Source organism: Sphaerochaeta pleomorpha str. Grapes, assembly GCF_000236685.1.
GTDB lineage: Bacteria > Spirochaetota > Spirochaetia > Sphaerochaetales > Sphaerochaetaceae > Sphaerochaeta > Sphaerochaeta pleomorpha.
In genome coordinates this window covers 1,052,766-1,078,607 of sequence record NC_016633.1, presented here as the reverse complement: position 1 = coordinate 1,078,607, position 25,842 = coordinate 1,052,766, and the positions used below count along the sequence as shown (strand labels likewise).

13 protein-coding genes are annotated in these 25,842 nt (G+C 48.1%); 10 read left to right on the top strand and 3 right to left on the bottom strand.

Annotation, left to right across the window (positions count from 1 at the left end; genetic code table 11):
* Positions 1–171 precede the first annotated feature (171 nt).
* The 10 genes from SPIGRAPES_RS04830 to SPIGRAPES_RS04785 all read left to right on the top strand — a co-directional run bounded on the left by SPIGRAPES_RS04830 (position 172) and on the right by SPIGRAPES_RS04785 (position 13,678).
* Positions 172–1,956: a glycoside hydrolase family 125 protein gene (locus SPIGRAPES_RS04830; protein WP_014269651.1), complete on the top strand. Its 1,785-nt coding sequence runs from the start codon at positions 172–174 to the stop codon at positions 1,954–1,956.
* Positions 1,949–4,126, top strand: coding sequence for a glycoside hydrolase family 65 protein (locus SPIGRAPES_RS04825; protein WP_014269650.1), 2,178 nt, complete (start codon positions 1,949–1,951; stop codon positions 4,124–4,126). Before SPIGRAPES_RS04830 ends, SPIGRAPES_RS04825 begins: the two co-directional genes overlap by 8 nt.
* Before the next feature lie 97 nt (positions 4,127–4,223).
* Positions 4,224–5,252: a LacI family DNA-binding transcriptional regulator gene (locus tag SPIGRAPES_RS04820; protein WP_014269649.1), complete on the top strand. Its 1,029-nt coding sequence runs from the start codon at positions 4,224–4,226 to the stop codon at positions 5,250–5,252.
* Positions 5,253–5,441: 189 nt separating this feature from the next.
* Positions 5,442–6,707, top strand: a complete 1,266-nt coding sequence (locus SPIGRAPES_RS04815) for an ABC transporter substrate-binding protein (RefSeq protein ID WP_014269648.1) — start codon at positions 5,442–5,444, stop codon at positions 6,705–6,707.
* A 72-nt stretch (positions 6,708–6,779) separates the two neighbouring features.
* Complete coding sequence (locus SPIGRAPES_RS04810) at positions 6,780–7,706, top strand: carbohydrate ABC transporter permease (protein ID WP_014269647.1); 927 nt, start codon at positions 6,780–6,782, stop codon at positions 7,704–7,706.
* Between the two features lie 31 nt (positions 7,707–7,737).
* Complete coding sequence (locus tag SPIGRAPES_RS04805) at positions 7,738–8,526, top strand: carbohydrate ABC transporter permease (protein WP_014269646.1); 789 nt, start codon at positions 7,738–7,740, stop codon at positions 8,524–8,526.
* Positions 8,523–10,286, top strand: coding sequence for a glycoside hydrolase family 31 protein (locus SPIGRAPES_RS04800; protein ID WP_014269645.1), 1,764 nt, complete (start codon positions 8,523–8,525; stop codon positions 10,284–10,286). The genes SPIGRAPES_RS04805 and SPIGRAPES_RS04800 overlap by 4 nt, the downstream gene beginning before the upstream one ends.
* Positions 10,287–10,402: 116 nt before the next feature.
* Complete coding sequence (locus tag SPIGRAPES_RS04795) at positions 10,403–11,461, top strand: FAD:protein FMN transferase (RefSeq protein WP_014269644.1); 1,059 nt, start codon at positions 10,403–10,405, stop codon at positions 11,459–11,461.
* A 39-nt stretch (positions 11,462–11,500) separates the two neighbouring features.
* On the top strand, positions 11,501–12,055 hold the full coding sequence (locus tag SPIGRAPES_RS04790; RefSeq protein WP_014269643.1) for a hypothetical protein: 555 nt from the start codon (positions 11,501–11,503) through the stop codon (positions 12,053–12,055).
* A 378-nt stretch (positions 12,056–12,433) separates the two neighbouring features.
* Positions 12,434–13,678, top strand: coding sequence for a diaminopropionate ammonia-lyase (locus tag SPIGRAPES_RS04785; protein ID WP_014269642.1), 1,245 nt, complete (start codon positions 12,434–12,436; stop codon positions 13,676–13,678).
* Between the two features lie 127 nt (positions 13,679–13,805).
* Here SPIGRAPES_RS04785 and SPIGRAPES_RS04780 read toward each other — a convergent pair whose 3' ends face one another.
* The 3 genes from SPIGRAPES_RS04780 to SPIGRAPES_RS04770 form a co-directional block, all read right to left on the bottom strand.
* Complete coding sequence (locus SPIGRAPES_RS04780) at positions 13,806–15,251, bottom strand: sodium:solute symporter family protein (RefSeq protein WP_014269641.1); 1,446 nt, start codon at positions 15,249–15,251, stop codon at positions 13,806–13,808.
* A gap of 267 nt (positions 15,252–15,518) precedes the next feature.
* Positions 15,519–18,092 (bottom strand): hypothetical protein, encoded by a 2,574-nt coding sequence (locus tag SPIGRAPES_RS04775; protein WP_014269640.1) that lies wholly within the window; start codon positions 18,090–18,092, stop codon positions 15,519–15,521.
* 12 nt (positions 18,093–18,104) lie between these two features.
* The gene (locus SPIGRAPES_RS04770; RefSeq protein ID WP_014269639.1) at positions 18,105–25,574 is read right to left on the bottom strand and encodes a hypothetical protein; all 7,470 of its coding nucleotides are present in this window, start codon (positions 25,572–25,574) and stop codon (positions 18,105–18,107) included.
* Between the last annotated feature and the right edge of the window lie 268 nt (positions 25,575–25,842).

Here is a 25,842-nt window from a genome sequence, read left to right as displayed (position 1 = left end):
TACATGTAATACTTGTTACAGAGTAATTGAGCAGGGTTCGAAAGTCAAGCAAAATTGTAGATGAGAATCCTGTAGGGTATATGAAAAAAGTCTTGACGTATTTTAGTATCGAAGCTTACAATGTTCATGTTACTTAAACGTTTAAGTAGTGCTACTATAAGGATTCCACCGATGAAGATAGAACGGTACCCAACAGGAAACGAATATATCTCTTTGCCACAGATTGAGACTAGGAATGCAGGAATCAAGGATATAACCTTTCTCCACATGGGAAGCAAAGGGTTGCTGGACCTGCGGGGAACTGAGAATCATCCCTTTATGGTCCCTCGCATTAAAATTGGGGGAGCACTGCTTGACCTCGCTTCCCTGCAGTGGAAATTGCTCGATTATTGGATACCCAGTGCCAGCCTCACTCTGGGAAATGGGTTTTCCATTTCGATAACCATCTATGCCCCGGTGGGCCATAGGGGGTTTGTCTATGGCATCTTAGTGCAAAACAACGGAAGGGAGAACCTTGATTGTACAGTCTCCTTACAGGCAAATTGGGGAAGCCTCTATCATTGCATCAACGAAGAAAAACAGTTTGAAGGGACGCTGCACGCCTACTCCTCTTCTTGGACTGATGGACCGGTATTCGATATCCGCCACGGTTTTCCGCTCCTTGCCTTTGCCCCGATTTCCTCACAGAAAACCAAGTGGAGTTGGGAAGAACGCACCGATGGCCTTTCCTTTTCTTCCGAATATTCCTGTTGCCTGCTCCCAGGGGCAGCTGATGAGATTTCTTGGTTCTGTGGCTTTGGCTACGAGGAAGTAGCGGCAGTTACCAGTGCAAGGGAGATGCAGCGATGGACGACAAAGAGTCTGTTGCAGGACACGCGAGCCTATTTGCAGAAGTGTTTGCAGAGAGTTGCAGACAAAAGGATGGAAGAGGTCTTGAACAGAAACCTTTTCTATGCGCTTTTCTTTGCCACCGGAAAGACAATTGATTCAGAGGAACGGGTTGTGGTGACAACCAGAAGCCCTCTTTACTATGTCTCAGCATCTTACTGGGATCGTGACAGCTTGCTTTGGGCCCTGCCCTCTATAATCTGTGGTGATGCCTCTGTTGCCCGGGAAATCCTTGAGTATGTTTCGACCCGTCAGGCCAGGAATGTGGGAATCCATAGCAGGTATATCGATGGCACTGTGCTGGAACCTGGCTTCGAGTTGGATGAACTCTGTGCCCCTGTCCTTGGCTTCGATTCCTATATTCGTGCTACTGGCGACCGTGCAATCCTGCAAGAAGGGTGGGCTCAGCACTTATTTGACAGGATCGAGGCATTGTTGTCAAAGAAAAAGAACTCCAAGTTGCAGCTGTATGAGACGTTTTTGCAACCAACTGACGATATGCATGTGCATCCCTACCTGACGTATGACAATGTGTTGGTCTGGAAACTGTTCACTCTTTTCTCCCAATGGGATTACGCTGGAAAATCCAGCTTGTGGAGAGAAGAGGCAAAGATTGTGAAGCATGCCATCTATGACCATTGTATACGCGAAGGACAGTTTGTCTGGTCGGTTGCTGAAGATGGGGCGTATGACATCTATGATGAACCCCCAGGGAGTCTGATGTTGCTTCCTACTTTTGGGTTTTGTAGCCTAGAGGACCCGAATTTCAAGAAATCCGTCGCAACGATTACCGACCCTTCCTACCGCTATTCCTTCGCTGGTTATCCTTTTGGTTCCATTGGATGCCCCCATGCCCCGCATCCCTGGGTCTTGAGCCTGGCCAATTCGATACGGGTCTTCCATGATAAGGCTGCCCTTCAAAAACTTCTGGCAGCTCCCATGGACAATGGAATTGCCTGTGAGAGTATCGATGAGACGACCGGGCTTTGCACTACAGGGGAAGCCTTTGCTACCTGCAGCGGATATGTAGCGTACGTTTTGCTAGAGGAGAACGCTTTCCATGCCTAGAGGAAAACTGCACTATCACCAATGGTCGATTGAAACCGATTTCTGGTCCATGGAAAACAAATCTTTCTTTGAGAGCATCTTTTTCCAAGGAAACGGGGCAATGGGGAGACGCGCGGTGTTTTGTGGGGATTCCTACACCCCTGCAACCCATGGCCTTTTCAAGGCAGGGGTCTTCGATTATGTAAAACCCGGGATTACCGATCTGGTAAACCTTCCCGACCCCTTATTGGTTGCAATCGAAATTGATGGCCACATTTGCACTTCCCAAAGTGATTTGCAGGATTTCAAGCAGACCCTTGACCTCAAAACAGGATTGGTTAGCCGAACCTGGCAAGAGCTTGGGGTGCGCATCACCGTCGAACGGTTTTTCTCCTTCGATGATACCAGTCTCTGCGCAGAGCGTATTATTGTAGAAGCGCAGGAAAAGCCTGTTTCCCTTTGTGTATCCCATAGTCTTGACGGTACGGTTGCAAACCTTCCCATCCATGATGACCAGACAATCAAAAATGAACAAATGCTCTATTTGCTGAAAAATGTGGAGGTGCAGGCTTTCCAATCGTTTCGAACACTGGAGGCAACAACCAATACAGGCCTGTTTCATTGCCTGTATTTTGCCTCTGACCATTGTTCGGTTCCCTCGACAAAGCAGGAATTTTTACAAGGTGCAAAAGTCAAGGTTTCCCATTCTCTGCTTCTGGAAAAAGGGAAGACGGTTTCTTTTGAATTCATTGTCTCTGTTTCGACCAAGCCTGTCTGCTTTTCAGCCAAAGAAAAGGAAGCGCAGGCAAGAACCTTCATACAAAATTCTGAAAGGGGTTTTTCCTTTTTGTTTGCTCGCTCAAAGGAATTTCTCCTTCGCCTCTGGGACGATTGCGATATATCCATCGAGGGACCGGAGGCTGACCAATGTGCCATACGCTTCGCAATCTTTGAACTATTGCAGAATTGCAGTGCCCAGGATGCTTCTGTTTCCATCGGGGCGAGGGGGCTTTCCCATGGCCGTTACAAGGGATGCTATTTCTGGGACACCGAGGTGTTTATGTTTCCCTTTTATCTGTATTGCTATCCTGAGGCAGCAAAGAGCCTGCTGGATTATCGCCTGCACACGCTAGGCGCAGCTAAAGAGAATGCCTTGAAACACAATGCAGAGGGTGCAAGGTATCCTTGGATGTGTTCTTTGGATGGAAGCGAGCAGTGTGAGTCCTGGGATATCGGCAAGTGTGAAATCCATGTAACTGCCGATATCGCGTGGGCAATGGGTGAATATGCGAGGGTACAGGGTCAGGAGGCTTGGGAACGAGAAGAAGCGGCTACGCTCTATATAGAGACAGCACGTTTCTGGGCAAGCCGCTTTACCTATGAAAAGGCAACCGATAGGTATGAACTGTTGTTTGTCAAAGGTCCCGATGAATATGCTGGGGTGACCAAGAACAATACGTTTACGGTGACCATGGCAAAATATAACCTGCAACTGGCATTGGATATTCTAAAGAAGGGGGCTACGCTCAAAAATGGTACTGCTTATCCTTCTTTGCAAGAACGATCACTTTGGAAACAGATTATCGAGAAAGCAAGGGTTCCCTATGATGCGTTGAAAGGTACATTTGCCCAGGATGATACGTTCTCTCTGCTTGAACCTGTTGCCTTGTCTGATCTCAAGCACAATGACGAGCCGCTCTACCATTCCATTTGCTTCGACCGGTTGCAACGGTATCAGATCCTGAAACAGCCGGATGTCATTCTTCTTTCGACGATGCTTCCCTCTGTTTTTACCAAGGAACAAAAGCAAGCAGCCTGGCACTGGTACGAACCGATTACTGCCCACGATTCGACTCTTAGCTGGGGGATGCATGCCTTGTGTGCTTTCCAGATAGGAGAAATGGAAAAAGCCGAAAAATATCTCACAAAAAGCATGTTTCTCGACTTGGAAGATCTGATGGGCAATACTGCTTCAGAAGGATTGCATATAGGCTCCTATGGTGCCTCGTGGCAGGCAATCGTACTGGGTTGTGCCCAGCTTATGGCTGACAGTAAGGGAGCGGTAACGTTGGATGCACGGTTACCGCTCGGGTGGAAGGGCTTGCATTTTACCGTGCAGGTACATGGCCACCGATATCGCATCGATATAACCGGGAATGAAGTCTCCCTTGTAGGTAAGGATACTCGCTGATGGAAATAGTTGTTGACGGATGGGTGGAGTGGATATACAATTACTTAAACGTTTAAGTAATCAGAATCGGTTATGTATATGTTGTCAGGGGTAAGTTATGGCTGAAAAAAGAATTAATATGAAAGATATCGCCAAGGAGGCAGGGGTTTCCGTCGCCACGGTCTCCTATATTATCAACAAAAGGAAAGACCAGTCCATAGCAGTGGAAACCATCGAAAGGGTGCAGGAAGCAATAACGCGTCTAGGCTATGTTCCCAATCTTTCTGCGAGGGCCCTGGTAGCCAACCGGTCTCATTTGTTCGGGGTTGTGATACCACAGACAGAACCTGGAAAAAAATTCATGTTCGCAAACCCATTCTATGGGGAATTCCTTTCAAGTGTCGAATATGAAGCCAGAATGGCTGGCTACCATGTGCTTATCAGTGGCACGAATGTAGACCAGAGCTACCTTGAAGTTGCACAGACCAGGAGCCTGGATGGGATCATCATCGTTGGCATGTATCCTGAAGCCTATTATACAGATCTCAAGCGCCTGGCAATACCGGTCATCCTTGTTGACAGCTATTGCGAGGACCTGGCTTTCCATACCGTCTCAATCGATGACCGCCTGGGCGGTAGGCTTGCTACTGAACATCTACTGAAGAAAGGCCATCGGCGCATTGGGTTTGCCTCAGGGATTATCAAGGAGAAAGGCGTCAACTACGAGCGCTTCCTTGGCTACCGCGATGCCTTGGAACAGGCAGAGGTTCCCTTTGACCCAACTTTGGTCTATTCGGGGACAGTGGGCTACGAATATGGATTGCAGCTCGGAGAGGAGCTGGGGAAAGACAGAGATGCTCCCACTGCAATTTTTGCCTCTGCAGATATTTTGGCGGTCGGATTGATACGAGGCTTGAAAAAGACAGGCAAGGAAGTACCTGAAGACTTTTCCGTGATCGGGTTTGACGATAGCTGGATTGCAGAGAACTGTGACCCTGCACTGACTACGATACGACAGAATGTTTCCCAGAAGGGGGCGAAGGCAGCCCATCTGATAATTGAGGAGAGAAAGGGAAGCTATGGGGAAAAACAAAAGGTTGTGCTTCCCGTGACGTTGGTTGAGCGCTCTTCGGTCCGAGAGCTTTAGCATAAGAGGAGGGAAGGCATCCGGATAAGAAAAATCCCGGCATTGTAGGCCAATGCCGGGAGGGTTTGCAAAGTGTTTGTCGGAAACGTTCACTATGCCGAAACAAGTATAGTGAGTTCATTTTGATTTGTACAGCAAGTACAACTGGTGGGCTTATACCCTCCATACCATGTTTTGGGAGGAAAAGGAATGAAAAAAAGGACGATTGGAAAAACTGTAATGATGCTGGCTCTGGTCTTGGTCAGTGCGTGTGCACTCTTTGCACAAGGGACAAAAGAACAGGCTTCGCAGGTTGTCACCCTCAGACTCGAGCAGTTTTCAGGAACAGACAGCAATGCCTCGGGACCTGCCTTGAAAGCAATGATTGCCGAATTCGAGAAACAGAACCCTACGATCAAGGTCGATCTGCAGAGTATCGGGTACAGCGATTACTTCACCCAGTTGCAGAGTAAAGTGGTTGGAGGCAATGCAGCCGACCTGTTCGAGTTGAACTATGAGAACTTTGTTTCCTATGCAAGCCAGGGGGTTCTTCTCTCCCTTGAGGGAAAACTGGGTGACACCAGCGGTTTCAACAAGACCGCTTTGCAGGCATTTGATTACAACGGTGTGCAATATGGGGTTCCAAACTCTTTCTCCAACGTTGTCCTGTTCTATAACAAAGCTCTGTTTGACAAAGTCGGGATCGCCTATCCTACCGACAACTGGACTTGGAATGAAGTCGAGCAGGCCGGTGCGAAAATCCGCGCCTACGGGAAAGATTATTATGGTTTCTATCGTCCGTTGACGTTCCATGAGTTTTACAAAGGTGCAAAGCAGAATGGTAGCAGTCTCATGACTGCCGATGGAAAGAAATTTACCGTCGATACCCCTGCCAATGTTGCAACCGCGGCAAGGATGGCAAGCTGGCAGACCCTGAGCAATATTATGCCTACCGAAGCGCAGATGGGTGGCATGGGTGACTGGGACCTGTTTAAGAGCGGAAGACTCGGAATGTTGGTCACCGGCATTTGGGCATTCAGCGATTTTACCGCGAATTGTTCCTTCCCCTGGGATATAACTATCGAACCGGGTAACACACAGAAGGCTTGTCACTTCTTCTCCAATGCCTATGTGGTGAGTTCGACGGGCAAGCACCCCGTTGAAGCTGCAAAGCTTGCAGCCTTCCTCGCCGGTTCACGCGAAGCTGCAAATCTTAGGGTCGGGGCATCGTGGGAACTACCCCCGGTAACCTATCCGGATGTACTTGAAGCCTATCTCGCGATTACACCCCCTGCAAACCGCAAAGCGGTATTTGAAAGTCTCAACTATCTGGTAACCCCTCCGGTTGTTAACCAGCAGGCAGAAATGAGTGCAATCATCGGTGGCTATCTCTCACAGATTACCTACGGGAAAATGGATGCGGCAAAGGCACTCAAAGCCTGTCAGGCAGAGCTTGAGGCAAAAATCAACCTGTAAATATTGATACGTATAACAGTATGCCGTCATGGGAATCTTCCCTGGCGGCAAATCTGGAAAGAGGAGTATTCCATGAGGATGCGCTCAAGATCGGGTTTTTTGGTTGCCCTTCCGTTTTTGTTGCCAAGCCTGATTGGTATGGTTTTATTCTCGCTTTTGCCGATTGTTGTTTCCGCTCTTATCAGCATTACCGATTGGACTGGAATGTCCCCGGTAAGCCTTACCCATGGGTTTTTCGGTTTTGTGCAGTCTCATTTTAACGGGGTGAAGAATTTTTCCCAGATCCTGAGGGATCAGGAAATGTGGAAAGCCCTTAGTCATAATGCCTATTTCATCATAGTATACCTGCCCTTGATGCTTTTGATCTCGCTTAAGGCAGCCACAATAATCAACTCGCCCCGAAATGGAGCAAATAGTTACCGGGTTTTATATTACATCCCTGTTTTGACTTCCTGGGTTGCTGGCGCCTTGATCTGGAAATGGCTTCTCAGCCCAACTTATGGACCTATCAACAATGGCCTTTCCCTTTTTGGCATAACCGGGCCTCTCTGGTTGCAGAGTGAACTCTGGGCTATGCCATCCATCGTTTTGGCTTCGCTCTGGAAAGACATTGGCTTCTATTCGATGATATTCCTTGGCGGACTGCGTTCCATAAATCCGCAGTACTATGAGGCTGCAGAAATCGATGGAGCTTCTAGTTGGACTTCCTTCTGGCATATTACCATTCCTTTGCTTTCTCCTGTGACGTTCTATGTAGTGATGTTATCGTTGATCAATGCTTTCCAGCTGTTCCCGCAGGTGATGGTAATGACCAAGGATGGAGAAGGGGGCCCCAACGGGGCTACCATAGTCATGGTGGAAAGAATTTACAAGTACGCATTCCGTTACGGGAAGATGGGGTATGCTGCAGCCTATTCCTGGGTTCTGTTTGCCGTGATCATGTGTTTTACCATCCTGCAGAAATCGATGGAGAAGAAGTGGGTGAATTATGATATGTAAAAAATCAATTTGGCAATTTGTTTCATATCATATGTTTGCAATTCTGTTTTCATTTTTTGCCATTGTTCCTTTCCTGTGGATGATTTCTACCTCACTCAAGAGCAGTGGGGCTTTGCTGGCAGTTCCCATCGAGTGGATTCCCAAGGAACCGACCTTGCAGGCTTATCGCAAGCTCTTCGCCCTGGATGGTATGTTTCGTTCGATTATGAACTCTGTGTTAGTCACTTCAGGTTCAGTCCTCATTGCATTGGTGAGCTCCTCCATGGCGGCCTTTGCGTTCTCGAAGATACAATTCAAGGGAAGTTCTATGCTGTTTCTTTTGTTTCTCGCCTCCATGATGATTCCTTCCCAGGTGATATTCATTCCACTCTATCTGATCATGAATGAACTGCATCTGACCAATACCTTGTTTGCCCTCATCGTGCCCTGTGCCTTCAAAGCCTTTGCCATCTTTATGCTTCGCCAGCAGATGATGGGGATTGGCAATGCTTATCTCGATGCTGCGGCCATTGACGGGGCAGGGCTATGGAAAAGTTTTGTCTTGATAGTCTTGCCTATGTGTAAGGCCAGTTTGATCACCCTTGCTATTATTTTGGGTATGGATGCCTGGAATGATTATCTGCTCCCGTTGGTGCTGATGACAGACAGGGACCATTTTACGCTTCCTATCATTCTCAATTCGTTAAGCGGTCAGTTCAAGACTTCGTTTGATTTGCTGATGGCTGGCTCGCTGATCTCAATGATACCCCTTCTCTTGGTATATGCCTTTTCCCAACGCTATTTTTCTACTGGATTGCAGGTCGGAGGAATAAAAGGATGAACATACATTGGAATCTGGAGCCAGTCAATCTGGAATACATAGCAAGGCAAATAGAGCTTTCCCATTTTTCCTGGACAAACAAGGATGGAAAGATGCAAATCCAGTTTACCATCCCCCGTGCAAAGGGTATCTGGGGGTTCGGTGAACGGTTTGATGCCTTCAATCAGGAAGGTTTGCAGCGAAAAAACCAGGTTGTCGAGCATTTTACCCAACAGGGGCAGGATACGTATCTGCCGGTTCCCTTCTTTCTTACCGACTCTTTGGGCTTTTTTCTCCAGACCAGATTGGTCTGCACCTTTGTATCCAGGCGGACGAAAAATGGGCTAAGGGTAACGATTGTCCTTCCTGTCTGTGACGATGGTGTGTATTTCTTCTCGGGAAACCCCCAAAAAATCCTTGCCGGTTTTTTATCCTTGCAGGAAAAGGCAGTCCTTCCCCCTTCTTGGGCCTTTGGCCCATGGATGAGTGCCAATCGATGGAATGACCAGGAAACGGTGCTTAAAGAGGCTGAAAAAGCTGCTACGTATGCAATACCCGCAACAGTGCTGGTAATCGAGGCTTGGAGCGACGAGGCGACCTTCTATAGGTTCAACGAGGGGTTGTGGCCCGATCCTAAAAAGATGATTGAAGTTTTGCACCGTCAGGGACTCCATCTCATCCTCTGGCAGATACCGGTTCTCAAAAAACTCGATGCAGGCCAGGTACATTCGATCCACGAGGCAGATTGCCAGGAGGCGATTGCAAATGCGCTGGTGGTAACCAATCCAGACGGTACTCCCTATCATATTCCCAAAGGAAAATGGTTCGCCGGTGGTATGGTCCCGGACTTTACGAATCCCCATTTATGCCAGTGGTGGTTTAAAAGAAGGGAATACCTTCTCGAAATGGGAGTCGATGGGTTCAAGACCGACGGCGGGGAGTTCATTTACACGGATGAGGTTCGTTTCCATGACGGTAGTGATGGTACTACCATGCAAAACGAATATCCGCTTTCCTACACGAAAGCGTATGCCAAGGCAATAGGAAAGGACCGGATACTGTTTTCCCGTTCAGGCTATGTGGGTTCCCAAGCTACCCCTCTGCACTGGGTGGGGGACCAGTTGTCGATTTGGCCAGAACTACCCTGTATCCTGCATGCAGGTTTGAATGCCTCGGTTTCAGGGATCCCGTTCTGGGGATTCGATATCGGGGGGTTTGCAGGCCCCTTGCCTTCGGCGGAACTCTATCTCCGCTCGTTTATGCTTGCAACGTTCTGGCCTGTCATGCAATGGCATTCTGAGCCTCTGGGAGGACAGTTCTCCCAAACACAAAGTGAGGCAGTCAACGACCGGAGCCCCTGGAATATGGCAAAGCATTATAACGATGATTCAATCCTTGCTATCTGCAGGAAATTCAGCAACCTGAGAATGGAGTTGCTACCCTATATCGAGAGCGAGGCTGCCTATTCGGTTTTTCATGGGGAGCCTCTGATGAGGCCTCTGTTCTATTCTTATCCTGAAGATGATACGGCCTGCGCGATTGAGGATGAGTATCTGTTCGGTCGTTCCTTGCTTATTGCTCCCATACTCACCCAAGGGGATGGGGAACGGGAAATCTATCTTCCGCAAGGCTCTTGGCTGGAAAGTGGCACAAAGGAAATTCTGAACGGCCCGTGTCATCTGAGGCGTACCTATGATCTTGGGCATATCGGCGTGTTTCTGAAATTGGATTTTGAGCATGCATTTTTGAAAGGCCTTTCTCTGTTTACAAATGTAAGATGAGGCAAGGGTCGATGAGTTAGCATCTCAGCTGGTAAGACAACAGATGGTTGGCTGCAGTTGGTTTGCTTGGTTGCATTATCCTACAGATAGTCGCATAATGCTTTTCTATAAGAATTATGAAAAACAATAAAACAAAACTATTGCCAACTATACTAGCTATCGGATGTCTTTCTTTTTTGTTGTTGCTCGCTTCCTGCACGAAGAAACCGGTAGAGCCCCAAGCCAAGTCGCTACTATTGCTCGGCACTGTATGCAAGGTAACTATCTATGACAATCCGTCAGAGGAAGCCTTTGCTGCCGCTTTTGCGAGAATAAGCGAAATAGAGGCTAAGATGAGCCTGCACAAGGTAACCAGCGAACTGGAGGCGATCAATGCCAAGGCAGGGAAAGGGTTGCAGGAGGTTTCTCAAGACACCTATGCAGTAGTCGAGGAAGCCCTCGCCATTTCCCAATTGAGTGGAGGTGCCTTCGATCCTACCGTTGGGCCTTTGGTCGAGGCCTGGGACATCGGGGGAGATAACCCGAGGAAACCACCCCAGGATGAAATCGATTCGCTTCTGCCTCTCATCGGATATGAACGGGTTTTGATGGATAGTGCCACCCACTCCATAGGCCTAGCAGATAAAAACATGGTTCTCGATCTTGGTGGCATTGCCAAAGGGTATGCCGCGGACGAAGTTGCAAAGGTTCTTTCCAAATATAACGTCAAAAGTGCCATTGTAAACCTAGGCGGAAATGTATTGACCATGGGTAGCAAACCGGACGGAACTCCCTGGAAGATAGGGATTCAGGATCCTGACCAGGATAGGGGAGGCTATGTCATGATTCTCTCGCTGGTCGACCAGTCGTTGGTTACCTCCGGACCCTACGAGCGGTTCTTCGAGCAGGACGGGAAAGTGTATCACCACATCCTCGATACCAAGACAGGCTATCCTGTGGAGTCTGAGTTTACCAGCGTGAGTATTATAACCCCTCGTTCTTTTCTTGCCGATGCACTCTCTACTTCGGTCTACGCCCTCGGCTATGAGAAGGGGATGGCTATGATAGATGCCATACCCGAGGTTGAAGCTGTTTTCTTCACAAAGGATAAGAAAATCCTTCTTTCCCAAGGTATTAAAGAGGGAAAGATTCCTTATTCGATTACCAATGGAGAATATACGCTTTCAGACAAATAGTACTTGTTGTATGGTTGAAAGCCATGGTAATGTACCTACATGAAAACAAGAAAAATAACCTTGGCTATCACATGCCTTTTATTGGTTTCCGTATCGCTTTTCTCGGCAGGGAACGAAATCCTTACCAAGTATCCCTCGAGTATCGGAGCCCAGATTGGTCAGCTTTCCGGTTATGGTCTCAGTTATCAGAAGCGCATCTCTGATTTGGATGCCCTGCAGACAACCGTTGGCCTTTCGTTCAATGGAGATGCGACCTGGGGTTCCTACCTCGATTACGTGGTGGGAGTGGAATATCAACATACAATCTATTCCGATTGCTACGACGATTGGTTTCTTGGCCAACTCTATATATTCACTGCAATCAACCATATGGGTTCCATCGAAACAGTAGATGAATACAGTGATGTACTGGGGCCCTTCAAACCTAGTCTTGCCGTAGGTGGTGGTTTTGGGGTGGAAATCTTATTTTTCGACCATTTTTCCCTGCCTATAGAATTCGGTTATGGTGCTTTCTGGGAGTATGCAGATACTTCCTTTATCAAGCAGTTGCAGTTGCAATTTATAGCACAGGTAGGAATGCGCTACCGGTTTTAGTGACCAGGTTTCAGGCCGATAGTCAACCGAGACCTGTCCCTATAGATACTTTATGATGTATAGAACCCCAAGAGTTGGAGACGACTTTTGGGGTTTCGTTCGTCGTAGGATGGAATCCTCAGCCGATGAAAACCTTGAGAAAAGTCTATACGGGATTTATCATTGGTTTGGATGCCTGTCCCTGTGGTCTCTGATTTTGCCTGTTTTTCATTTTTGCGGTTCTTGCAATCATTTTATTAAATTTTTATTTTCTTTGGCTATTCCTTAAAAATTTTATAAAAAATTCATTATATCGGTAATAAGTACTTGAAAAATTAATGAAATAGGTAGTAAATAGGGTAAAATTAACTATGAACAAATTTCCCTTTGGAGGGTATAATGACTGATACTAAACAAGATATCTCTTGGATTATCACTAACCATGACGTCAAGGACGTCGAACTTGCCTCGAAGCTTTTCTCTATGAAGAATGCGCAGACCTCAAGGCGATTCCATAAACAAATCCCCGGATATAAAATGAGCCCATTGCAGGGGCTTCCGCATTTGGCTGCCATGTTCGGCGTAGGCGGGATCTGGACCAAGGACGAATCGAGCCGTCTTGAGTTAAACAGCTTCAAGGTACTCGGCGGTTCTTTTGCACTGTACCGGTACTTGCAGAGCAAGCTTGGGATTCTTGGGGAAGACACTCCCTTTGCCTACCTCGCCTCGGATGAAGTGAAAGAGAAAGTCGGACACATTACCTTTGCAAGCGCAACCGATGGAAACCATGGGCGCGGAATCGCCTGGGCTGCCCAGAAGCTTGGGTTCAAATGTGTAATCTATGTACACTCCGAGACGACCTCGAGGCGAATCGATGCGATCAAGAGCAACGGGGCTACCGTAGTGGTAGTCGACGGAAACTATGACGATGCAGTTCGCCAAGTAGCCATTGATGCAGAAAAGAATGGCTGGACCATCATCAGCGACACCAGCTGGGACAACTATACCGAGATTCCTACCTGGATAATGCAGGGATATCTCACCTTGCTTGCCGAGGCCCAGGAACAGTTCAGTGGCCAGGGAATCGTGAAGCCGACCCATGTCTTCGTACAGGCCGGGGTAGGTGCCCTTGCTGCCTCTGTCGTAGGGTTCTATCATGCCCTGTTCGGACAGGATGCCCCTACCTGTATCATTGTCGAGCCCGATAAGGCCCCCTGCCTGTTTGAAAGTGCCAAGGCAAACGATGGCAAACCCCATACTGTAACCGGGGCTCTGGATACCATTATGGCAGGTCTTGCCTGTGGGGATCCAAGTCCCATGGCCTGGGATATTCTCAAAGAAGATGCCGATGCCTTTGTGCAGGTTCCCGACTATATTGCAGCCAAGGGAATGCGAATGTATGCTACCCCCCTGAAAGGTGACCCGTTCATTATCAGTGGGGAAAGCGGGGCCGTTACCTTAGGGGCTTTTGCTTCGATTATGCAGGAAGAACGGCTTTCTGGTCTCCGAAAGGCGCTCCACATCGACGAGAACAGTCAGATTCTTTTCATCAATACCGAAGGGAATACCGACCCTGTGCACTTCAGGCAGGTAATCTGGGAAGGGGCAAATCCTGTTCCCAAGGAATACTGGATCAACAGGTAACAGAGAAAAAGCATTGCATTGAAAGGGGCTATCTGATGGTAGCTTCTTTTTTTATGTCCAATGCAAAAGAGCCGCCGCAACATTGACCATTGCGACGGCTCTATCTATGGGATAAAAAACTGACCGATTACTCTTTTTCAGGTACCAGCGAAGTTCTTTCTTCCTTCGGGGGGAATAAAAGCGAGAAGACAACGAACAATATAAGACTGATTGCAAGGGCAGGGATAATGTTGTTTACCTTGGGAATGGAAGGAATGAGGTGTTTGTCCATCAGGAAAAACACGGTGCTTCCAAGCAGTACCGAGGAGATACAACCAGCGCTGGAAGATTTCTTCCAGAAGTGACCCATTACATAGGGGATAAACGTTCCTGCTGCCCGCAGGGTGAACGAGAAGGCCAGCAACGTGAGTATGTTATTGGCATACAAAGCCGTTACCAGAGAGAATAAAGCTACCAGTACCATGGTAATCTTGGTGACCAGCATGACTTCCTTGTCCGTGGCTTCCTTGCGGAGGAAGACGCGATAGATGTCGTTGCTGAAAATCGAACCGGCACCAAGCAGGTCGGAGTCTGCAGAGGACATGGTAGCGCTTATGATTCCTGCAAACAGGATTCCCGTTACCACGGCAGGCATAGAGACGACAGCCAAGGCAGGAAGGGCGTATCGAGTATTCGTTTTCAAGGCGTCGATAACGCTTGCATCGAGTCTTCCCTGGTTGAAGAGACTAAGCATACACAGCCCGAGGATTACCGGGATGAAGGCGAACACGAAGTTTACGATTGCTGCGAGGATCGATCCCTGGATGGCAGCTTTCCCATCACGGGCAGCATAGTAGCGGGAAACCGCTTCCTGTCCGACTGAGAAGGTCGCCACATACATGATTACATACCCTGCGATCTGACCCCAGCCTCCGATGCCTTTGGTAAGGCTGAAATGATCTGCAGGCACGGTCTGTCTGACAGTAGTCCAACCACCTGCCAGCTTCAAGGCAAAGGGGATGGCAATAGTCATTCCGATTACGATGAGGAAAACCTGGATAAAATCGGTCAGGGTAACGGACCAAAGGCCTCCCATGACTGCATACACGGTAATGACCACAGTCACGATGATTAAGGAAGTCGTGTAGTCGATGCCAAGCATAACCTCGAGAATCGAGGCAGAAGCCTTGAATTGACCAGCTGTCAAGCCGATAAGGGCCATGAGCATGATAATCCCGCTGAAACCACCGGAGAATTTATCATACCTGCGTCTGAAATATTCAGGCACGGTCTTTACTTCCGAGGCCCTGAATTTCGGGGCTAACGGAATCAAGATGATAAAGGCAATACCCATTGCGATGATGTACCAAGCAGAACTGGCTCCCCAAGAGCCATAGGAGTTTGCTACAACACCAAGGGAACTTCCTCCACCGATCTCTGTTGCAGCAAGGGTTCCTGCCATCAACAAGGGGCCAAGTCTACGACCGGCAACCATGAAATCGGTGTTTGAATTGATTTTCTTCGAGGAATAAAAACCAATTGCAAGCATAAGCAGCATGTACAGAATTACAATTGCAATAATCGTAACATTCATGTTTTCTCTCTCCTGATTAGTTGGAAATAAAATAGACTCCCCATATTCAGACTGATTTTCAAATCTGTCAAGAAATTTATTTAAAAGAAATGAGATGTGTAAAAAAATGAATTATAAGTAAAATTTAATACAAAAAATTGCGCTTATAGCAAATAATTAAGGTTTTTTTAAAAGATAGTAAGCCTTTTGGTAAGAAAATATACCCATTAGATGACAAAGCCCCCTCCCTTTGGATTTTTCCAACAGGAGGGGGCTTTCTTTACCCTATTATTTGGAGAACGTCCCTTTTACCGTCAAAGCCCCGGTGAGGGCATCATCGATGTCTGAAATCTTCGAATCATAGAATCCTATTTCCACCATGGTTGAGGTTGAAAGTTTCCCGAATCTTTTTTCCAGTGCAAGGTTTGTCGCAATTCTGTATGCCTGCAACGCTACGCCTTGATATGCCTGGTCCAGGCTACCTGATAAGGAGATGGTATCGAAGAAAGTATTCGCAATCGAGAATTTTCCGTCATATCCATACGCTGTCAGGCTGTCTGTCTCTGTGCTCCATTCCTTCTCGAATTCCAGGCTCAGCGAGTAGGAGCGGAACTTCAACGAGGTCGATACCCCATAGGAGAATTCCCAGAAGGTTGATCCGTCAAAAACTCCATCGGTTATCACCTTTGTAATATAGGAGTCCTTGGTCTTTGCCCCGAGGGAGAGATTGAGGTCACTCATTTTGTAACGGCCGCTCTTCCACCGGAAATCACCGGTGTGCTGGGCAATAGTATCGTTGCTTGAGGAATTCAAAATGGCATTGCTAGCCACTGATTCGGAAGTAATCTGTCCGGCTAATGCTTTCGCGTTTGTCGTAGCCCATTCGAAGGAATAATCTGAACTGAGACTTCCCAGGAGATTTGAGGAAGGAGTGTCAATTCCTGCCTGTGCAGTATGCACGATGTTGGAGATGTCGTTCTCTGTCGGGTCTGCGCTAGGGGCGAGGCTTGGCTTGACAATCGGTATTATTTCGTTGAAAAGAATGTCGGGAATGGTATCCATTTTCCAATCGTACCCGAGATTCACGTTGAAACCGGCAATTTCCCGTTCCCAGGTTCCGCCGATATCCCAGACATCTGTGACCACAGCCGAACCCAGGCTCCTGAAGGATGCATCGGTCTTCCTGAACCAGGTTTTCAAACCTATCGAGTCGATTGCCAGATCTGCCCCATAGGTAAGTCCCCAGAGGTCACGGTTCACTGCATCAACCGCAAGCCCAAGGGTGAAGGGGAAGTAGTCCAGTACGGGAAAAACACTGCTTATCTTGTCGACGTAGAGCAGATAGGGGGCGAGATCGATGCCAAATCCATCGTTTATGTCAGAAGCAAGTTTGTCTTTGTCAATGATAGATCCTGCATCATCAACATAGAGGGTAAGGGCAAAACTGGCATCGAGGGTAAAGAAATTGTTTTCCGTTCCTGTTGCCAGGCCGAATACCAGGTTTTCCTCAGGAGGAATCGAGTCCAGGCCATAGAGATCTCCGATTGCAGAGGTGCTTTCTGCGACGATTAAATCCTCATATCGTCCCTGCAGGGAGCTGATGAAGGAGAGGTTTGTCTGCAGGTACCAAAATTTTTTTGCCTTTAAACCAAATTTGAGACCGAAAAAATTCTGAGGCCAGGCAATCTGATATAATCCGAAATCCGTGAGTCCCTTGCTGATTACTAGGTCGAGAAACGGGAGGTCGATGGCGAGCGAGGTCCCTCGCAGCGAAAGATCTTTTACCGTTTCTTTCTGGAAATTCACCTTCTGGTCCCCAAGGGTATAGGTCAGGACAGGACCGAAAAAGGACAGCTGGGCCGAGAATGTATTGTCGTTCTCGTACCCTCTGGCGACCTCCCCTGTGTAATCGAATTCCTCGGCAAAATTCCATGGATGCCAGAGGTTGATAAAATTTTGCAAATCTGCTGTAAGGGTGTTCGGGTAGGCTTCAAGGATATCGAAGACAGAAAGGGAGTCTTTCAGGATAGCTTTCAACTCCAGTGCAATGGGACCAGCCTTGAGATAGGCTTCTCCCCCGACTTCGAAAGAAAGGTTCACTTGTTGCTCGGTATCGGAAACTACCTCGTTGATTTTGGTTGTATTCGTACCTTCGCCCATGCTCAGGATGTATTCTGCCTGCATTTCCCCCAGCAGTTTCCCATCGGCAACGAAGAAGGGTGCTTTCTCCCCTGTGATGGCGAAGATATACTCTTCCTGCTTTGCATTGCCGTACTTGTCTATCATTGAGATGCTGATAACTGCATCTTCCGCTTTTGCTGGTTGGATCAGGAAGGAAAGATATTGCTGGAATACCCCCGCTTCCATAAGGGGTTCCCCCTCTAGGAAGATTTCAAAGCTGGTTAGGGCACTTTCGTCAATGATTTCAAATACAACAAGCTGCTTCTTGTCCAATGCAAGCTCAAAAGCCTGGGGAGAGACAAGTTTGAGTGTCGGAGCTGTCGTATCCTGCAACAATCGGGCTTTCTTTGTACCAATCTGGGGGTCGCGGATAAACGTACCCTCAGTAGTCTTCACCTGAGTATAGTAGACCAGCTCTTCCCCTGTCAGGTACGTAAAGGGAACCAAGGCAGTCCAGTTTCCTTTATCTTGCGTGAACTCAACATACAGGTATTCCCGTTTTCCCTCCATCTGGAAGTAGAAACGGGCCTGGTCGACTGTCCCGTCATTGGGGCCTGGTTCAAGGGTAAGCTCCAGATTGCGGAAAGCAGGGACCTCGTTGGGAACCTCCACTTGGAAGGCAAAGAGGGAGGAGAGCGAAAAACTCACAAGCACTAACAATAGAAAGACTTTCTTTTTCATGGTTCTTCCTCCTTAGAATCCTGGTCCGCCGAAAGCGCCCATGTTGCCGCCAAATCCTCCCATGCCACCCCCATACGAATTGAAGAAGCTTGACATGCCGGAAGAAAGATCGTTAGGTATCGGATTGCCCCCGGGTCCGGGACCGAAGGGGTCACTGAAGTATGACGGGGGAGCAGCATTCTGGATTGGGGTTCCCGCCCCAAAATCCATGACCGGAGGTGGCTCCATATTCAGGATAGGCCCCTGCGGTATTTGGATTCCGTTCGGCTGCCCGCCATTGCCGCTGGCTTGCATTTGGTCCTGCACCGGCTGTGCTGCTTCGACATTGACTTGAACCTGTTTCAAAACAGAAACGGTTGACCCATCGATTCCTGTTGCCGTTATGGTGAACACATGCACCCCTGCTTTCAGATTGGGCAGGAGGGAGAAGTCCAGTACCTTTGCCGTGGCAACCAGGCCATCGAGATGGGAAGTCCAGGTGATTGCTTCCTGTGGTAGTTCATTACCTTCTGTGTCCTGCGCCGAAGCGGAAAGTTTCACTTTTGCCCCACGCATGAGGATCATCAGGTTTTCATCGGGTTCTACCTTGATGGACATCAAACCGGTAACCTTTAACGGGAACGTGAACGAGGACAAAACTTCTTCGCCTGAGAGAGCTTCTACGGTAATCGAACGATTTCCTGGTTTTAGACCTGCCTCCTTGAGATCCAGAATTGGCCCGGTTGCCACAGGTTCTGCCTGCAAATCGGTTCTCCACTGGATTGCATCCATGGTGGGAAGGTTAGAGACAACCGCTTCAATACGTTTGGATTCGCCTGATAGGGCAAAAGCTTGCGGGGCATCGTCCACGAAGATTCCGGTGCGCATCCCATAGAGGTTTAGGCTCAGTGCATCGGATTTCACTATTCCGTTTTCGCTTACAGTCACCACTATCTCATAGACCCCCTCTGCAGAGAACAGGGACTTCTCCAGGATACCCTGATAGAGCAGATTCCCCTCAAGGGGCTCAAATTTTGTGTTCACCACCTTGCCATTTACCATAATCGTGAACAATGGAGCCTTGAAACCGGTCAATGCCATTTGCAGCGGTACATCAGTACCGATACGCTGTACATCTCCCGCTATGGGGCTCGTAATCATGGCAGTTGCCTCTGAAGTCAGCAGTATCGGGAAATCTTTCCTATAGATTTCCCCGCTTGTACCACCTGCTGTACTGGTGTCGGTGACCAGGACCGTAAGCATGGCAGGGTTCCTCGCAAACTGGGAAAGTTCCCCAAAGACGAAGTAGGCCTCCTTGCCGGTTTTCTCCATGTACCTGTTATCCTGTTGCAGGCGCCAGGTCACCAGGGGATTTATCCCTCCGCTGAAAAGGGTCTTCAGGGTAAGGGGTGGGGTATTCTGGTCAACAAGATAGGTAGGTTGGCCATTGTTTACAAAACAGGTTATATCCGAGATCGGATTGTAGACTTGCATCGTAACCGTTGCCATTCCTTTCGCCCCGTAGCTATCTGTCGCAGTAGCTGTAATTTTTGTTAGTCCTGCCTCCGGGGATTCTAGGATCAAAGGATTTCCTTCCCCGAGGATTGTCTGGTCTTCCTTGGTCCAAACGATGGTGGGTATAAGGCTCTGGTCGTCCTCTGTCTTGGCCGAGAGAACCACAGGGGACCCGGCTTTATAGGGTTCGCTTGCAAGGGGACTGGTTATCGTGATTGAGGGTTTGCCATTGACCGTGAATCCAATCGAGGCTTTGTCGCTGGAGATTTCAGTGACATATTGGGATGAAAGGGTATAGAAACCAGGGAAATCGGGAGCCTTCAGGTCCGAGATAGAGGCAAGGGGCATACCATTCAGGTTCCAAAAAACAGTCCCATTCCCTACGTTGTCCGGCAACCCTAACAGTTGGGGATGCAAAGCCTGCGAGGCATTCACAACCGAGCCATGGGGCCAGTTTATACTGAGTTTCAACGGTTCGCTTTTAATCTGGAAGGACACTTTCTGACGTGCCCGTTCCTTTCCCTTTCCATCGACAAAGGAGAGGATAACCTCTGCATTGCCCAAGGATTTACCGGTGAAGGAGAGCGAATTACCACTCAGAACCTGTTTCGCAACCGCTGGGTTGTCAAGGTACTGCACAGTCCAGGTAAAGGTCCCATTCTTTGCACTGGGGCCTCCTCCTTCCCCTAACGAGGCAATCAGCGGTATCGCGAATTCCTTGTAATAGGTTTCCCCCTCCCGTGGCGATTGGATAGCCAAGGGGATACGATTCGATTCTACGTTGAAAACGGCCTGCTTGGTGGTGGTCGTGCCAGAAGAATCTGTAGTACTTGCGGTGAGCGTATGGGCCCCGATATCTGCATCGGAGAGGATTCTTTGCGTATGGTTTTGCAAAAGGATTCCATCCAGGCTAAAGGTAATGTTCGGGTTTGTTACCTTGTCCTCAACGTCAAAAGCAGACGCTGTCAAAGCGAGAGTATCGCCAGTATACTGAATCGATGGAACGCTGAGATCGAGATTTGGTGCGGTGTTCAACTTGAGATGTATGGATGCAAGACTTTCTTTGGTCTTGTTGAAAGAGGTGCTCACGAGGCGGATTTGCTGAAGTCCTGTCCGGCCTTCGGGATTGAAGGAGGTCTTTGCACCCATTGCAATGACAGTATCGCCGATCATCCAAGTATACGTTGCCCCTTGTTCTCCTTGTGCTTCCAAAGGAATGCTCTGCATAGGCAGATACGTGAACATTTCACCATTGAGAGGTTTTGTAATCACAGGTTGGGCAATATCCCTTACTGTGATCTTCTGTTCGGCCGTTGTCCTGACCATATTGTTGGAGGAGTACCGGGCCTGGATGGTAAAGAGGCCGACTTGCTCTGCATCAAAGACATAGGAAAGACCTGTCTGATTGGTATCTTGTCCATTTACCAGCCAATGGATGTCTTTCGCTGCATCACTGAGATTCACTGTTGAACCTGCAACCTTGTCTACCCCAACCAGATACGTCACTGGGTTACCGACCAAGGTTTCCAAAAAACGATTCGGTTGGATGAGATTGAGCTGGAAATCGCTCTGTACCTCAAATCTCACCGAGGCTGAGACGATTTTTCCCAAGGGGTCCCGTGCACTTACCGAGAGAGTCTGCCTACCTGCTGGTAGTTTCCCAACGGAAACCGTTGCATTGTTGCTGTTTGCAAGAATTGAGGAACCGTTCCTCCAGGTTATAAGTTCAGGTTTTCCGCTTTCTATCTGCATTGATGCAACTATATTGGTATCGGGAGAAATCCGTTCCCCTTCTGTCGGGCGGGAGATCGAAAGAGTAAGGGGGTTGTATAGCATGACCGGTTTTTCGATCTTCCACTGGTTGTTGAAGATATCGGTAGAGATGACCCCGATAGTATGGGGACCTGCTGCCAATCCACTGACCGTAATGCTCTTGAGCAAAGGTTTTTTCTCTTCTTTGTAGAGCTTTCCGTCCACCAGGTAGGTCAAAGAATCGATAAGTTCTCCGAAGTTTTCGTCACTGGTAGTTGTGACTGCCACCATTAACGGTTCTCCAGTGTATGCCTTTTTTTCAAATGAAAGGTCCCAAGCCCTGAAGACCTCTGCTACCTGTATGTCTTTTCCTGTTATGCCGTTAGTATTTGTAGGCATATAATCGCCAAGCGTTCCGTCTGGGAGCCTGACCTGGGTGGCATACCCTTCCAAATCAATACTGTGCATTCCCGGGCTAAAGCTGACCGACTGTCCTGTGTAGGGTCTGAGGTCGACTCTCCATTGTACTCTGTCGATATCCCTTCCTTCATATTGCAAAGGGATGGGGGTATTCGGGGCATAGAGGTTGTTTATCGATAGGTTTTTCGCAATCGTGATGCTGACAAAGGGGTCTATGACGTTCAGGTTGTAGGTCTTGTCCACGGTAAGGTTGTTCAGTTTTCCTCTCAGCTTCAGCTCGATGGTTTTTTCTGAAGCAATAGGGGTAAAGGAATATTGTCTCGAGGAGCTGACAAGAGAACCGTTTTTAAACCATTGTAGGGTTTCTCCATTCGAAACCGAAGCCTGGAAATTGTACCTGAGGCCGGCGACAATCCTGTCGTTGTCATGGAAACCCTCAGCTTCGAAGGATGGGGGTGTCCTGTTCTCGATGGAGAAGGAAACGGTATGACCGGCTGTTTGCTGCAAGCCTGATTTGCCCAATACCGAATAGGAACCGGTTGCCACAAGGGTATGATTTCCGAGTGCAAGCCCATTCCAATTGAAATCGGGACCTGCTGGTTTTCCATCCACCGTAAGGGTGTAAGAACTCACATCCTCTGTAGAAACTACTGGGACGGGAACCTGGTTCTTTGCGAACGTCATTCCCCTTTCAGGGAAAGTGATAATTGCTTTCGGATTGATGATTTTTACTGTCCATTCATGAGAAGTAGAAAGGTTTTGGGCATCGGAAACCTCTGCTTTCACCGTGTAGAGGCCAGGAGCCCAACTCCTGTGGGAAATGCTGGTAGCTGAAACCTCGCGGATGGAAGTTCCCTCGCTGTAGATGTTCCATTTGGTTTGTTCCAGGGTATTCTCGCTGGACGCTGTCACTGAAAAGATAACCGGGACATCAAAAAGCTGGTGGATAATGTCTTCACTTGGGGTTTTTGCTATAATCTGGGGCGGTTTGTCACTGAAAACGGTCACAGTGGCTTTTTCTGATAATTCCTTGAAGGTTTTTTGGTTTCCGTTGGAATCCACCGCATTGAGGGACCATCCTGCCTGTATGGTGTGATTTCCTGTTGTCCCTATGGTTTTATCCCAGTCTGCTATTTCTTTGTCATCTACGACCCAAAAGAGTTCCCCATCAACGACCGAGGCCCCTATTGGGATGGTAGATCCTACCAGGAAGGAGGAAGAGGCAGGTTTTGTAAGATAGACTGCAGGGTTTGCAAGTTTCACTGATACGCTCTTGGACCCAATAATGCCGTCACTGTTCAGCGCCTTGTAGGTGAGGGTCAGGACCTTTTTTCCCAAAGAAGGGGAAGGGGTAAACGTATTTGAGCCGAGTCTTACCCCCTCGACTTCCCACCAGGATTGACGAAGCGAGGAACTCTGGGCTGAGGCTTGCAAAGTATAGGTAGTCCCTGTTTTCAGCTGCATGTCGTTTCGAGGGAATTGTATCGTGACAGAGGGTGGCACCAAATCTTTAACAGTAAAGGTAATCTTGGAAGAGTCCTTGGTGAAAACCTTTGGGTTTCCCTGTGAATCGACGGCATCCCAGGATGCCCTTGCATACAGTTCGTAGGTGCCTATCCCGAAAGAGGAAAGGGCAAGGGAAGTCCCTGGGATTTCCCTGTTGTTTACAAACCAAGTGATTCTCTTTGCATTGGGCGCCTGTATAACCGGAGTCAATATGGAATTAAGGGCAAAGACCGTGTTTGCTGTCGGGCTGGTCAAACTTATTTTGGGATCTATGGCCATAACCTTGATCGAAGCCGTGGCATCCTTGCCATGGATATCCACTGCCTGGACAGAAATGGTATATTCTCCCTCTTTGTTTGGTGTAAACGTTGCCCTGGAGGGTGAAGTCCCCAGATTTCCGTTTTCTGTTCCCGTCATGGACCAGGTAACCGAACTCAATTCATTTTCGTGGGAAATTTCAGAAAGCAGTTCAAGGGAATTGCCCACCGGGACTTCCACTACAAAAGTCGGACGGGTAATCGAGATTACGGGACCTTCCCCTACAACGGTAACCTTAATCGTGGGTGACTGCACACTCTTTGTTTTGCCATCAAAATCGGCAATACTGGTTCCTTCTGCATAGATATCATAGGATTTGCTTTCCGAAAAGGAGGGGTTGATCTGGTTTCCCGTCCCCAAGAGTTCGCCATTGGCGAACCATTCGACCTTTTGTAGGTCCCTGGTTTTCTGCGAGTCGATGGACAACCAAGTGGATACTTCTTTGTTAATGGTACGGAAACTTCCTCCCTCTATCGCTATTGCAGGGTCAAGTACCGTGCAATACAGATTGGCAGAGTTCTTGCTCAAATTCAGCGAGTCTGTCACGTTGAGTTGCGCTACCAGTGAGTTGGCCGTATAGCGTTTGGTGGGTGTGTAGTTGATCGCTGTCCCGTTTTTACTTTCAGTACCTATTTTCCAGGTTGCACTTTTTTGCGTGGCTTCATCAAAGAAGGTTGCAATCCCCTCGAAAGTATATGATTCACCTGTAAGAAGCGTTGCGTTCGAATTCGGGGAGATAAGTCGGATTTCCAGTTGGTCATGGTTTTTGGTGGTAAAACTTTTTGACAGGGCTGAGGGGGATGAGAAGAAGGGCGTCCCGTCTTTGTTTATTGGCATGACATACCAGCTATAGGCGGTACCTGGGGAAAGTGGGGAGCTCACGCTATAGCTATTTGCCGTTGTGTACCCAAGGTAATTCCCGTTGAGGTAAATCCTATATTCCTTTACCCAGGGGGTGTAGTCAAGGCCGGAGAAATTCCAGACGAATTCCGGTTGATAAGGTGAGGTTGTGTCAATAGAAGTTGTCAGCCTTGGAGCTGTAAAGGAGGTCAGGGCAATGGTCTTTGAGGTAATGGAATACCCATATCCATCATTGTACTCTATTGCTACTGTATATCGTTCTCCTGCCCTAAAGGGAATTGAGGATAGGTCATAGGTGACTTCTCCGTCAGGAAGATCCGATGGGTACCCTTTGATTGCCGTGGAAAAGGCAGCCCTGCTTCGGCCATGGTTCTTGGATAGGGTCTCTGAAACCCCTGCTCCCGTTATGGTTACTTTGGTGCTTGAATTGGTCGCAATGGAAGCATCGTTGTAAAAGGGAATCTCCGGGACTTGAAAAGTAAGGCTTGGATCCTCGACGGTCGGGGTTTTGAGAATGGAGATGGACCCAATAGTGACGACGTTGAAAGTTACTTCTTCCGATTTGAGCGCAGAGCCTTGTTGTATGATTGATGATCTTATATTGTTTGGGTCCGAGAGAGTGATTTCAAAGGCCTTCAGGCCAATGGTATAGGTGCCTTCAGGAAAGGAGGTGATACTTGAGATGACGGTCTCTGCATCGGAAAAGCTTGAAATCCCTACGGCATCCATAAGCCCTTCGCTTGTTTGCCCACTGCGAATATCCGCTACATAATCCAGGAGGTCGGTATTCGAGAACGTGAGATTCTCATTGGATGCAAATTTTTTGACCAGTTCAACACTCGCAGATTCACTCTCCCACGTACCGCCGAAATCAATGTCAAGCTGAAGCAGGAGGAAGGCAGGCGTTTCATCATTGTTGATAGTCATGCTGATCAAAGGGGTTCCCAGAATGTCGCCGGGCTTGAAGTTGGCTTTGCGGGTAGTCACTACATCATAGGGAATGGAAAGTACCCGAGAGGTTGCTTTCCTCACTTTCGCAAAGGCAGGGTTGCAGAGAAGAAGTAGGATAACCACTACAACAAATCCTCTTTTGCAAAATGCATACGACATACGTGGTGAACTCTTTGCCATACAAAACCTCCATTGCTACAAATGCCTTTTGTTTCTCCTAGTCTCTTTGCCTATGCAAAAAAAAATCGTACCAAGTAGGGAATATTGCTATATGAGGAAGGATGTATATTCCAACCTGTATTGGTTGTTAGTCTCTGAAGGGTAGGGGTCTCTGTATGGGTAAAAAATGCATATAAAAAAATAGGTCTCTACCAGAAAAGGGAATCCTATTTGTCGGAATGAAAAAGGGCATTTTTTATCTCCCACCATGATCTATCCTTGTACAGAA

What these genes read in the sequence shown, in the direction of transcription:
- SPIGRAPES_RS04825 (WP_014269650.1), top strand. Translation starts at nt 1,949, where the DNA reads ATGCCTAGAGGAAAACTGCACTATCACCAATGGTCGATTGAAACCGAT.
- SPIGRAPES_RS04820 (WP_014269649.1), top strand. Translation starts at nt 4,224, where the DNA reads ATGGCTGAAAAAAGAATTAATATGAAAGATATCGCCAAGGAGGCAGGG.
- SPIGRAPES_RS04770 (WP_014269639.1), bottom strand. Translation starts at nt 25,574, where the DNA reads ATGGCAAAGAGTTCACCACGTATGTCGTATGCATTTTGCAAAAGAGGA.
- SPIGRAPES_RS04795 (WP_014269644.1), top strand. Translation starts at nt 10,403, where the DNA reads ATGAAAAACAATAAAACAAAACTATTGCCAACTATACTAGCTATCGGA.
- SPIGRAPES_RS04775 (WP_014269640.1), bottom strand. Translation starts at nt 18,092, where the DNA reads ATGAAAAAGAAAGTCTTTCTATTGTTAGTGCTTGTGAGTTTTTCGCTC.
- SPIGRAPES_RS04785 (WP_014269642.1), top strand. Translation starts at nt 12,434, where the DNA reads ATGACTGATACTAAACAAGATATCTCTTGGATTATCACTAACCATGAC.
- SPIGRAPES_RS04815 (WP_014269648.1), top strand. Translation starts at nt 5,442, where the DNA reads ATGAAAAAAAGGACGATTGGAAAAACTGTAATGATGCTGGCTCTGGTC.
- SPIGRAPES_RS04780 (WP_014269641.1), bottom strand. Translation starts at nt 15,251, where the DNA reads ATGAATGTTACGATTATTGCAATTGTAATTCTGTACATGCTGCTTATG.
- SPIGRAPES_RS04790 (WP_014269643.1), top strand. Translation starts at nt 11,501, where the DNA reads ATGAAAACAAGAAAAATAACCTTGGCTATCACATGCCTTTTATTGGTT.
- SPIGRAPES_RS04810 (WP_014269647.1), top strand. Translation starts at nt 6,780, where the DNA reads ATGAGGATGCGCTCAAGATCGGGTTTTTTGGTTGCCCTTCCGTTTTTG.
- SPIGRAPES_RS04805 (WP_014269646.1), top strand. Translation starts at nt 7,738, where the DNA reads ATGTTTGCAATTCTGTTTTCATTTTTTGCCATTGTTCCTTTCCTGTGG.
- SPIGRAPES_RS04800 (WP_014269645.1), top strand. Translation starts at nt 8,523, where the DNA reads ATGAACATACATTGGAATCTGGAGCCAGTCAATCTGGAATACATAGCA.
- SPIGRAPES_RS04830 (WP_014269651.1), top strand. Translation starts at nt 172, where the DNA reads ATGAAGATAGAACGGTACCCAACAGGAAACGAATATATCTCTTTGCCA.